Genomic DNA, 12607 nt, shown 5'->3' with positions numbered 1-12607 from the left:
ACTGACCTGATTGCTATCCGTAGCATTGAGCCAGGGGCGGTGCGAACGCTCCTGGTTACTTTCTTTTTGGGATAGCATTATATAAGTATGAGGTTACTTCATAATGATAACCCTCCTTCCTTCAATTTTATAGTGAATACTACCGGTAAGCTTGATATTATCAAGCAATTCTTTAATGTCTTTATATTTTGAGATGGTACCGCCAAATTCATTTTCCTGAACCTGCGTATCCTGATACTCAATATCCACGTCATACCAGCGGCTCACCTGCTTCATGATATTCACAATGCTTTGATCATGAAATATAAAAAAGCCGTTTATCCAGGCCATATTGGCTTCAACATCGGCCTTTTGTACTTTTATTGATGAACCATTTTGGTTTACAGTTCCCTGTTGGCCAGGTAAAAGCATTATTGCGGCTGTGCCTTTACTCATTTTAACCGAGCCTTCAAGCAGGGTGGTGGTAATATCAGGGTTATCGCTATAAGCGTTAATGTTAAAGTGGGTGCCGAATACCTGCACCTGTGTACCATTAGCCTTAACTATAAATGGATGGGCCTTATCTTTTGCTACCTCGAAATAAGCCTCCCCGTTCAATTCAATTTCGCGGGTAGCGCCGCTAAAAAACTCCGGGAATTTGATTGACGATGCTGCATTAAGCTGCACCTTGGTGCCGTCTTCCAATACTACCTGGTATTGGCCGCCACGCGGTGTGGTGATGGTATTGATTTGTGGGATACCTGCCTGCCCTTGTTCGTTTGGCTTCCTGTCAAATTTATAAACCACTAAACCGTTGGCTGCTTTGCTTACTTTTACGCCCATCCCTGCTGCCAATTGACCATTTTTGGCGTCATCAAGTACTATTTTATTGCCATTGGCCAAAGTGAGATATGCTTTGTTGCTTCCGGGTAATATGGTTGTTTTAGTATTCTTAACTATTGTACCTGTGGTATTATCCTTTTTTGTAGGCATAAACAGCAAGCCAGCCAATACAGCTATAGCAACTAATGAAGCAGCCGCCCATAACCATTTGTAGCTCGTTTGTTTAAGAGGTTTTATGACAACAGCCTTTTGTCTGCTTTCAGTTAATTTTTTCCAAATCCGCGCATGTACATCGGCTTCACTTACCTCTTCATCATCCCAAACCTCGTCGGCTAACTGCATTTCATCGCGATATGTATCCAATAGCTGTTTTTCAGCATCGGTGCATTGGCCGCTCATATATTTTTCATACAGCGCAAGGAACTCGTTCTTAGTTATCATCAGGTTGCAATTGCAGGTTTATATGATGTTAGTGTAAATTTTATGCCGGCACACACATACATTTTTATTTTTTTTTTACGCCCAGGCTTAAAGGTTAAATAATTTTGATCGGCTTTTCCTAATTTTATCCAACCAATTGTATGTACAATTCTCATATTAGTGATCAGGAACTGTGGCTTGCCGTACGTAAGGACGATGAGCACGCGTTCGCCCTACTTTTTGACCGGTACTGGGTAAGGTTATATAAGACTGCCCTCCGGTATCTGAAAGACCGTGAAAATAGTGAAGAAGCAGTACATGATGTTTTCCTGAATATCTGGGATCGCCGGTATCAACTGGACATACAATCTGTCCCCAATTTTCTGCTCTCGGCCATCCGCTACCAGGTTTATAATCGCATGCGTGCGGCAAAGCGCCCGGTCATCCTGGAATTAGATAATCTGGAAGCAGGCAATTTCCCCGACTACAACCAGGGTGATTTCCGGATCAAAAATCAGGAGTTGTTACAGGAACTGAGTTATTACCTGGAGAAGTTGCCCAAGCGCTGCCAGGAAATATTTTACATGAGCCGCATGGAAAACCTGAGTAACCAGGAAATTGCCGCCCGCTTAGGAATATCCAAACGAACGGTTGAAAACCAGATAACCGTGGCATTGAAACACCTAAGGAGCTGTTTCAAGCAAGTTTCAATGATGCTTTGCCTGTACTATATGTTTTTTAAATAATGCGGGGGGGGATGGTGCACGGCTTTTCGAAGCCTATTGTCATTTTAGGTATGAAGAGCTATTGGGACTTCTGGGCTTTGATTAATAATTATGATTGAATGCTGATGTTAAACACATCTTTTAAAGCACGTTTGGCCGAATGGTAGCCGCACATACCATGTACCCCTCCTCCCGGCGGTGTGGATGATGAACAGATATAAATCCCCTTTGCCGATGTGCGGTATGGTGAGCGGCGCAATACCGGCCGGGTAAACAACTGGCCAATGTCAATTACCCCGCCGTTAATATCACCTCCGATATAATTGGGATTATAGTTTTCCAGTTGCCCTGTATTAAAAGTATGCCTGCCTATGATGCGTTCGCGGAAACCAGGGGCAAAACGCTCCACTTGTTTTTCGATAATATCGGTTATGTCTTTGTTTGATCCGTTGGGAACGTGGCAGTATGCCCAGGCGGTATGCTTGCCCAGGGGCGCACGGGTATTGTCAAAAAGGCTTTGCTGGGCCAGCAGTACAAATGGTTTTTCGGGGTGCAAACCGTCCCAGATTTGCTGTTCACCCACAGCAATTTCCTTCAGCGTACCGCCAATATGTACCGTTCCTGCTTGCCGGGCCTCTCCTGCTTTAAACGGAATAACATCATCAAGCGCCCAGTCAACTTTAAAAACACCCATCCCGTAACGATAACGTTCCAGTTGCCATTTATACAATGATGAAAATTTATGTCCGGCAATTTGCAGCAGTTGTTTTGGCGTAACATCAAACAAAATTGTCTTTGCCGATGGCAGCTGATCAAAATTATTGATGTAGGTATTGGTTTCTATCCTGCCCCCTATTGATGTAAAGTATGATGCCAGTGCCTCCGCTATTTTTACCGAGCCGCCTTTAGGCACAGGCCAGCCTTTTAAATGCCCGTTAACCATCAATACTAAAGCAATTGCAGATGTGGTAAGATTTTTTAGCGGCAGAATGCTATGAGCAGCCATCCCGGCTAAAAGCCCTTTGGCTTCCTCAGTTTTAAAGCGTTTGGCCAAATAGTTTACTGAAGTTAAAGCATCCAGCCCAAAAGCAGCCAGGTGGACCGGATGTTTGGGAAAAGTAAGCGGACCTAAAACATCAGACGCCAAACCGGGCCACGAAGTTACCAGGGGGGCCATCAGTTTGATGTAGGTATCCCTGTCGGCACCTAACAGATTGGCAGTTTCAACAATGGCTTTTTTAAGTACCGCGGCGGTTCCATTATCAAAGGGATGCGCTGCAGATATTGTGGGATAAATATATTCAAGGCCGTGCTCACGCAGTGGCAGTGTTTCAAAAAATGGCGAACCAACTGCCAGCGGATGAATAGCTGAGCAAACATCATGCTTATAACCAGGCAGGGTTAGTTCTTCAGTACGTAAACCGCCGCCAATAGTACTTTTTCCTTCAAGCAGTAACACCGAAAGTCCGTTTTGTTGCAACAATATGGCTGCCGCAAGGCCATTTGGCCCCGAGCCTACTATTACTGCGTCATAATCATGCTTTTCCGGTTTCACAGGTATCTGTATTTTGGATTTGCCCGCTACTAATTTGCCTTAGTAAAACGCGCACTGACGATTTAAGTTATCAGGCACAATATACACATCATTTCTTGTCGCCTTACCTTTACGTTCTATAAATTCGGGCAATTTATCCTGCAAATGTCCCCCAAATCATGCCGGCAGTAAGGTGTATCTGCTAACATCTGGCCCCCTCCTCTTAATTCCTGATCTACATATAAACTATTAATTATACTTTCCGTATACAGTCAATATTTACATGATTTTTTGAATATTCGCAACATGAACCAAAACCTGCAGTTGGAATTTCCTTTTATTAAAAGGCGAAGAGTTTTATATGTAGCTACAAAAATTTCGTTTGCATTTTTAAATGAACCGAACTACTATTTATGAGATGTCCTCTTTTACGATTAATTATTAGTTGTCTGATACTTTGCCTTTCTTTTTTGTCTTGTAATCGATCACAGCCTCGCAATGTCAATAAAAATGGAGTTTACATCAAAAACGAAAATGGCAAATATTCGCTGTACCGTAATGGTGAGCCATTTTTCATAAAAGGAGCTTCCGGTTTTACAAATTTAAAACAGTTAAACGAGGCTGGAGGCAATACGATAAGGGTTTGGGACACCTTAAATTTAGGAAGTATTTTAGATTCGGCGCAGGCACATCATTTAGCTGTAATAGCAGGTTTGCCAATGCCACCAAGCGAAAGTATAGATGACTTTTATAAAACACCCAAAGCCAGTGCCCATGTGAAGACTATTGCCGGTATTGTAAATAGGTTTAAGCATCACCCCGCGCTTTTGAGTTGGTGCCTGGGCAATGAGCTTGCATTCCCTTACAAACCGAAATACAATCAGTTTTATACCATATTTAATGATGTGGTTGATATGATCCATCAGGACGATCCGCAGCATCCGGTTACCACAACCATTATGTCCTTTCAAAAGAAAAACATTGTCAATATTAAGCTACGGACGAATATTGACTTCATCTCGTTCAATGTTTTTGGCTCGATACAAACATTAAATGAAGATCTTCAAAAATTCAATTGGTTTTGGGATGGCCCGTTCCTGATAACAGAATGGGGAATTGAAGGGCCCTGGGTCGCGGACAATCAAAATGCCTGGGGGGCTTATATTGAAAATACCAGTACCAAAAAGGCTGAGCAATATCTTTATACCTATAAAAAGTATATGCCGGTTAATAACTCCAGGTTTCTGGGGTCGATGGTGTTTTATTGGGGTCAAAAACAGGAGCTAACGCCAACCTGGTTCAGTCTGTTTGATGAAAATGGCGCTGAAACCGAGGCCGTTCAGGTGATGCATTATATCTGGACGGGCCAAAAAGCGTCTAAGAAGGCCCCTGCATTGAAATATATGCTGGTAGATGGAAAAGGTGCCAGGGACAATATCTTGTTTAAGCCCGGCATAACAATAAACAGCAAAGTGTATCTTGAAGATCCTGATACTACCGGCTTAACATTTAAATGGCAAATATTTGCGGAGGATTGGTTCAAACCCAATGGCGTTTTTAACCAAAAGAAACCAAAGGAGATTAAAAATTTAATAATCGGGCATTGCGGACCGGACTTGAAGTTTAAAGTACCGGATCAAGAAGGCCCTTATCGCTTATTGGTTTATGTATATGATCAAAAGGGCTCTTTTGCTACCTCAAACACTCCCTTTTATGTATTAAAAAATCCATGAACAATATTATAAAACCACCTTCCAAACGGCAATTATTTTATTTAAGGCTGATGATTATCATCGGTTTGCTTTGTATGTTTTTTTTAATACATAGCCTGCTCAGAAAGTCAGTTATTGGTTATCAGCCACTGTATTGGCTATTAATATCAACCTTTGTTTATACCTTTTTTAAGGTAATATATGAGTGGTATCATTATTGGTCAATAAGTGTTCCGCCTGTTTTACCCATAACGAAACAATATACGGTAGACATATTTACCACGTTTTGCGCCGGTGAACCATATGAAATGATTGTTGAAACACTTACTGCAATTCAGGCTATACGTTATCCTCACGAAACCTTTTTATGTGACGAGGCCGATGACCCTTACCTGAAATCAGTTTGTAAAGAACTGGGTGTTCATCACATAACAAGAACTAAAAAGATCAACGCCAAAGCCGGCAATATTAATAACGCGTTAGCCCAGTCATCAGGCGAACTATGTGTAATTCTTGATCCTGACCATATACCCGTACCCGAATTTCTGGATCCGATAATAGCTCATTTTGATAACCCCGAAATTGGTTATGTGCAAATTGTGCAGGCTTATTACAATCATGACATTGGATGGATAGCTAAAGGCGCGGCACAACAAACCTATCAGTTTTACGGCCCCATGATGATGTGCATGAACAGTTATGGCACTGTGCAGGCTATAGGCGCCAATTGTACTTTCAGGCGAACAGCTTTGGAATCAATTGGCGGGCATGCTGCCGGGCTGGCTGAAGATATGCATACGGCAATGCAGCTCCATGCACGCAATTGGAAATCCGTTTATGTACCCGCTGTATTGACCCGGGGCCTGGTTCCGGCTACTTTGTCAGCTTATTATAAGCAACAATTGAAATGGTCGCGGGGTGTTTTTGAGCTTCTGGTGACTTCCTACGTTAAACTTTTTAGAAAATTCAACTGGCGGCAGAAACTTCATTACGGTCTTTTACCTCTATTTTACTTATCTGGTTTTGTATTTCTTATTAATTTCTCAATTCCGGTCATATCACTGTTCACAGATGCTTTCCCGTTAAGGATGGACTTTTCTGAGTTTTTAGTTATCAGTGTTCCTTTTATAACTTCAGTGGTTCTGATCAGGCATTTTGTTCAGCAATGGGTAATGGAGGATAATGAGCGGGGGTTTCATGTGGTGGGGGGATTACTGCTCATAGGTACATGGTGGGTTTTTATATTAGGTTTTGTCTATACTATTATCAGGAAGAACGTTCCCTACATAGCAACCCCCAAGGATATCAAAGATGAAAAAAATTTAAAAAACAACTTACCCAATATTGTAGTGTTGGTTGTATCCATCGCGGCTATTATTTACGGCCTTTACAACGACTGGAACCCCTATACACTTTTTATGTCCGGCATCGTTGGCCTGAATTGTATGTTCATGATATTTATGCTTATCGCGAGTTCAGAACTCAAGTTTCAGGCCTACCTGGATAAACATGCAACATTATTTACAGTTGTTTCAAAAATACAGCATGTTAAAGTATTTTTTTGGCTATTAAGAAGAAAGATATATTTCGGTGTAAGGAAAGTTAGCCTGATACTTAGCATATTAGTGGTTGGCATCTGCATATATGCTTCTCAGGAAACGGATGAAGATACAAGTTTTAATGTTGCGCGTGGTTTCGATGCAAAGAATGATAATAGCAAAAAGTCTTTTGCCGAGTTCATCTCCTCATCAGATACCACCGGGTTATCCCAATTGATCAGGCAATCGCGACTTTATAATAGCGCTTCGAGAAAGTCTTCAGATACTTCGACAAATATTATTGAACAAGATCCAGTCACCGGTCAAAAACGTTTATCAGTAAACCCTCCATTTTTTTCTTCAGTAAAAGGCGTAATCTACTCTAAAGGAAACTACTGGTACAAGAACATAGCCCCGCTCACCAAAAAAATCATAGTTAATGATTTTGAAGACATTAGAAAAGCGGGGATAAATACCATAAAAATATATGGACCTAATATTTACGACCACTCAATTTTTGAAGCAGCGGCACAAAAGGGCTTAAAAATTAATTATAGCTTCTGGGTTCCTGCCCCATCAAGCTTCATTAATGATACCACCTACCTGCACGAGCAATTCAATATCATCCTTAACACCATAAATAAAAATAAATCAAACCCTAACATCAGTGCCTGGAACTTAGGTAATAGTACCTACCAGCAACTATCTCAATTTTATCATGGGCCACAGTTGTACCAGGCCCAACAGCATTATATCAATTTGTTAAAACGTTTGGTAAATGAAATTAAACATGAAGACCCAACAAGGCCATTAACCATCGACCTTTTATCCTCTCCCACACTTAACCCTGCTATGCAAATATTAAAGGGGCAAATACCGGCAATTGATGCTTTCGGAGTAATTATTGATAATAAACTGTCATTGAAATATGTTAGCCGTGATTTTAAAACGCCTTATTTTTTCAGTTGCACTGATCCCGGTGCACTTGAAGGTGTCCAGCATTCCGGCGGAATTTTTTACGCTAACTGGCAGGATCAACAAAGCGGCACTGCTGTCACGTTTGACGGTTTAAAAGATGTATGGGGCAGAAATAAACGTTACCTTTATAAAATAAGCAGGAACTGGAATGGCAATACACCTGTCTATAATTTGCCCGATATTAAAATATTAAAACCTGCATTAACAACTACTCCCGGAGCATCCCTGCGCTATAACGCCCTGGTATTTTCCTACGGTCACTGGAACATCGCCGCGTATTTAAAAACCGGATTGAAATTTGAATGGTATCTTGTCAAAACAGACAATTTGGGTAATGCTACCGGCATGAAAAAGGTAGGAGGCGGTCCGGACGTATACCTCACAATCCCAAAAAATGATGACAGATACAGGCTGTACCTTGTGGCAACCGATGGCGATAATGTAACTGTTGACTACGCAACATTAAATACCCCTCTTCAAAATTAATCGTCAATGAAAAAAAAGTCCGTAAAGATTTATTTAGCGATCAGTTTAGGTATAATCTTCGTTATATCCTTTTGGGGCATTAAACTTTTCCGCAGTGATTATTTTACAAATGACTACTACCGCAGCAACGAACAGGTGGTTGGCATATTTAACCGCAGGAATTTAAGTGATACCTTACCGGCCAAACCCATTATTTGTTACACGGCAGTGTTTAAAAATACAGCTATAAGGTCAAGCCGGGGCAATGTTGAAACAGCTTTGGCTGATAACGATGTATTAATTACCGTGGAAACCTGGCTTAAAGGCGTAAATTATCAAAACAACGTTTTAACTGAAGTGCTTAACGGCAGTTTTGATAAGCAGATCCATGAACTGGCTGTTTTGGCTGCAAAAAGTCACCATCAGGTTTTTATCCGCTGGAACCCTGACATGGAAGTACCGGCCAGTGTATTTCCCTGGCAATATAAATCGCCTAAAGACTATATTACTTCATTTAATTATTTTTCAAAAAAAATTAAAATGATTGCCCCAAAGGCACAAATCATCTGGGGGCCGTCTGGTTATCCCGGTGATACCGAATACTGGCCCGGCAATAGGACTGTTGATTATGTAAGTATAACACTTGGAAGCAAATCAGAAGATACCACTCACTTTTATCCAAAAGACAGCACGGTTTCTGATATGTTAAAACATAAGCTCCATCGCTTAAGGTTTATAGACAAACCGGTATTGATCATAGATAATAATACCGGAAAAACACCTTTTAAATACAGTTGGCTAAACCAACAAAAAGACTACTTTATAAAATACCGGAATACCGTATACAGTGCCGACAACTACGCGGATAGTGCCGCTAAAAAGCCGGTAAGGACATCGCTCAAGATTGGGGTATTTGACCCAAATAAAAAACTGCTCAATCAACCGAGAATTAGTGTAGAACATCTTTTTACAGATTGGGGCGAAGTTGAAAGAGGCGATTTTGAGAAAAAATTCTCCGAGGTCATTAGCCGTCACCATGACGTTATTGTAACCATGGAACCATGGCGTGACACCAGCGGAATACCGGATACTGCTGTCACGGAAAGTATTTTAAACGGCCGTTATAACAAGCAAATCAAAAAATTATTTAATATAATTTCTGCCACACCGAATATCGTTTATCTCAGATGGATGCATGAAATGGAGATCCCGATCCACCGGTACAAGTGGCAAAGTCAGGATCCCGTTAACTACATCAACGCCTTCAGATATTTTATGCAGTTTGACGGAGGGCCGGGCAAAAATGTCAGAAAGGTTTGGGGACCTGCCGGCGACCGGGGCTCGGCAGATTTTTGGCCCGGAAGCGATGTAGTAGATTATATCAGTATAGCCATTTACGGTTTGCCGGATAAAAACATTACCGACCAGGATAAGCAGGAAGCCTTTAGCACCATATTTAACCGAAAATATTTTCGGATGAGGTTTCTTGATAAGCCTTTATTCATAACCGAATTTGGTGTAAAGGGATCAGAAAGCTTCCAGGACAAATGGCTTGTCGATGCCGCTGAAACAATAAATGCAAACCCTCATATTTTTGGCGTTTGTTACTTTAATTTGTATGACAACCCCAAAGCCTGGGGTGATATTAAAGCCCCTAACTGGAGTATTACTCCGCAGTCGATGCTCAAATTTTGTAGTTTATTGAAACAGTAATCATATTAACGATTTGTAAAATAGATCGCTTACATTTTCATATTAAATAAATTTATTAAATTATAAAACATAAAACATTACCCATGGTTGTATCATAACACTATCTACTCTAAAATCAAATGTTATGTTTCACCATGTAAAAGAACTACAATTTAACGCGCGCGTGTCGCGCCCCGACCCACAGTTTGCCAATTTATTACTGGAGCAGTTTGGCGGAGAGAATGGCGAATTGGCCGCAGCCATGCAATACTTCACGCAGGCCTTTGGTGCCAAGGTACCATACCCCGACAAATATGATATGTTGATGGATATCGCCACCGAGGAATTCAGTCACCTTGAAATTGTGGGCGCCACTATTCAAATGTTGCTCAAAGGCGTTAATGGCGAGCTTAAGAATGCTGCCGACAGTTCCGAGATCATGCAGGTTTTGAATGGTAAAGCTGCCAAAGAAGATATTATTCACCAGGCAGTATTCGCCAATCCACAGTTTGGCGTTATTACGGGCGGCGGTGTTACGCCCCGCAACAGCCAGGGTATACCATGGTGTGCCAGTTATATCCATTCAAATGGCGACCTGACCGTCGATCTTCGCAGTAACCTTGCCTCAGAGTCACGCGCCAAACTGGTTTATGAACACCTGATGAAGTTTACCAATGATCCTTACATCCACGAAACACTGTCCTTCCTGATGACCCGTGAAGTGGCGCATTACAAGATGTTCGAAGCGGCTTTAAACGATATCCAGCCAAACTTTCCACCAGGGGTACTGGCAGCCGATCCACGCTTTACCCAGCAGTATTTCAATATGTCTAATGGTGCCGACGTTCACGGCCCGTGGAATGAAGGCGAAATGCCCGATTTGGAAAAAGAATTCATTTACATAGCTGACCCGGTAAAGCACGTCAGGGAAACACAGGGCCTCACCCAACTGGAAGACGATAAGGCGAGGGAACTTAAACAGGCCGAAAAGCTGAATAAGCAAATGAGCCAGGAAAAAAGCACCGAAGTAAAGGACTCTGAACCCGAAGGCGTGGCGCAATGGAGTACTTATCCTGATAATAATAACAGAGTCTGAAATACTAAAAAAAACAATGCTACCAGCCGTCATCCTGCTGATGACGGCTTTTACTAAACAGTTGCCCAGGCGTTTTTAATACCGCTGACTTCCCCCCCTTTTCGAGAGCTTTATATCGATCGATTTTAAAGAAAGTTTATTAGATCTGCACTCCCGTGCTTACAAAACATTTTCTAATTTTTTCAATATTATAAACATTTAAGAAAAAAAATCATTATTTAATTAAACAACTTCTAATAAGAGTCGGCATTCCGTTTTATTTAATCAACTCAACAACAAATTTTTTTTTTAAGAATTTATGATAACCAAAGAAGAAACACCGCAAAAACAGGACAGGCAGCCAGGCATTGAAGCAAAGATGCATCCGGCTCCGGAATACATTAAAGACAACTATAAAGCTGCCGGCAAGTTGCAGGGAAAAATAGCCCTGATTACCGGAGGCGACAGTGGGATTGGCCGCGCGGTAAGTGTACATTTTGCGCAGGAAGGTGCCAATGTGGCCATTGTTTACCTGGATGAGGATGAAGATGCCAAAATAACAAAGGACCTGGTTGAATTAACAGGTCAGCAATGCCTGCTCATTAAAGGAGACGTAAAAGACCCCGCCTTTTGCAAACACGCGGTACAACAAACTATAAAAGAATTTGGCAAGCTGAATATCCTGGTGAATAATGCAGGTATGCAGTTTCCGCAAAAAGACGTTAGGGCGATTGACACCGGGCAACTGGATGTTACCTTCCGCACCAATATATTTGCCTATTTTTATTTTGCAGAAGCTGCATTAGATCATATGCATGCAGGCGATTGCATTATCAATACCACCTCGGTAACGGCCTATCGCTCTTCGCCTTCGCTTATTGATTACTCATCAACCAAAGGCGCTATCACCACGTTTACGCGATCACTGGCTACCAACCTGACAGAAAAAGGGATCCGCGTTAACGCCGTAGCGCCCGGACCCGTCTGGACACCGCTTATTGTATCCACCTTCGACGAAGAAAAGATCAAAAAGTTTGGCAGTGAAACGGCTATGAAACGTGCCGGACAGCCTTCTGAGCTTGGACCCGCCTATGTTTTCCTGGCTTCAGACGACTCTTCCTTTATTACAGGCCAGGTAATCCATGTTAACGGCGGCGAAGTAGTAAACGGATAAGGTGACATCTGATAAAAGTAAACCCAAGAGCGGCATCAGTTATCTTCCTCCGGGCAGACAGGCTTGTTTAGCAGTAAAAGACAATCACCTTTTTTTAAACGTTATAATAGCATCACCATGAAAACAACAAATCTAATTATTGCGGTCGCTCTGTTGCTTTACGTCAGCACCGGCTGTAATCCTGCCGATCGAAATAGAAAAATAGGCGGCTCTACCGATAGCAGCAGTGTAAACAGGGGCGGCGGACCATCCATTTCCGACACAAACACTATAAACAGTACAAGGAAACAACATCTACAGGATTCCTTAAGCGGAGATACCACATCGAAAGGCAACGTGCCGCCGAGCGGCCAGCTGCCTAAAAAATAAGGCACTGTCAGTAAAACTGCCTCGCGTTAGGAAACCCGATACTTATTGTCTGCAGTTTTTATAACCTGTAAATTAATTTTTTTTAATCCCGTTAATTTGTATT

9 protein-coding genes are annotated in these 12607 nt (G+C 41.9%); 7 read left to right on the top strand and 2 right to left on the bottom strand.

Annotation, left to right across the window (positions count from 1 at the left end; translation table 11 throughout):
* Positions 1 to 93: 93 nt before the first annotated feature.
* A complete protein-coding gene (locus FHW88_RS07590) occupies positions 94 to 1263 on the bottom strand; it encodes a FecR family protein (protein ID WP_176624352.1) in 1170 nt (389 codons plus the stop codon).
* 140 nt (positions 1264 to 1403) lie between these two features.
* Here FHW88_RS07590 and FHW88_RS07585 point away from each other — a divergent pair, with 140 nt between their 5' ends.
* The gene (locus tag FHW88_RS07585; protein ID WP_176624350.1) at positions 1404 to 1988 is read left to right on the top strand and encodes an RNA polymerase sigma factor; all 585 of its coding nucleotides are present in this window, start codon (positions 1404 to 1406) and stop codon (positions 1986 to 1988) included.
* Positions 1989 to 2076: 88 nt separating this feature from the next.
* Here the strand turns inward: FHW88_RS07585 and FHW88_RS07580 are convergent, their stop codons facing one another.
* The gene (locus tag FHW88_RS07580; protein ID WP_176624348.1) at positions 2077 to 3522 is read right to left on the bottom strand and encodes a phytoene desaturase family protein; all 1446 of its coding nucleotides are present in this window, start codon (positions 3520 to 3522) and stop codon (positions 2077 to 2079) included.
* Positions 3523 to 3971: 449 nt separating this feature from the next.
* On the opposite strand from FHW88_RS07580, the gene FHW88_RS07575 reads away from it, so the two are divergent.
* The 6 genes from FHW88_RS07575 to FHW88_RS07550 all read left to right on the top strand — a co-directional run bounded on the left by FHW88_RS07575 (position 3972) and on the right by FHW88_RS07550 (position 12504).
* A complete protein-coding gene (locus FHW88_RS07575; RefSeq protein ID WP_218117140.1) occupies positions 3972 to 5234 on the top strand; it encodes a glycoside hydrolase family 2 TIM barrel-domain containing protein in 1263 nt (420 codons plus the stop codon).
* 74 nt (positions 5235 to 5308) lie between these two features.
* Entirely contained in the window at positions 5309 to 8215 is a 2907-nt protein-coding gene (locus tag FHW88_RS07570) for a glycosyltransferase family 2 protein (protein ID WP_218117139.1), read from the top strand.
* A 6-nt stretch (positions 8216 to 8221) separates the two neighbouring features.
* Complete coding sequence (locus FHW88_RS07565; protein ID WP_176624342.1) at positions 8222 to 9907, top strand: hypothetical protein; 1686 nt, start codon at positions 8222 to 8224, stop codon at positions 9905 to 9907.
* Between the two features lie 124 nt (positions 9908 to 10031).
* Positions 10032 to 10982 carry a manganese catalase family protein gene (locus tag FHW88_RS07560; protein ID WP_176624340.1) on the top strand — a complete coding sequence of 317 codons (951 nt, stop codon included), beginning with the start codon at positions 10032 to 10034 and terminating at the stop codon, positions 10980 to 10982.
* A gap of 298 nt (positions 10983 to 11280) precedes the next feature.
* Positions 11281 to 12135, top strand: coding sequence for an SDR family oxidoreductase (locus FHW88_RS07555; protein ID WP_176624338.1), 855 nt, complete (start codon positions 11281 to 11283; stop codon positions 12133 to 12135).
* A gap of 117 nt (positions 12136 to 12252) precedes the next feature.
* Positions 12253 to 12504 (top strand): hypothetical protein, encoded by a 252-nt coding sequence (locus tag FHW88_RS07550; RefSeq protein WP_176624336.1) that lies wholly within the window; start codon positions 12253 to 12255, stop codon positions 12502 to 12504.
* Positions 12505 to 12607 lie beyond the last annotated feature (103 nt).

The organism is Mucilaginibacter sp. SG538B, assembly GCF_013376065.1.
In the GTDB taxonomy this organism is placed as follows: Bacteria; Bacteroidota; Bacteroidia; order Sphingobacteriales; family Sphingobacteriaceae; genus Mucilaginibacter; species Mucilaginibacter rubeus.
Note: the sequence above shows the minus strand (reverse complement) of the source record. Positions and strands in the feature narration are given on the sequence as shown.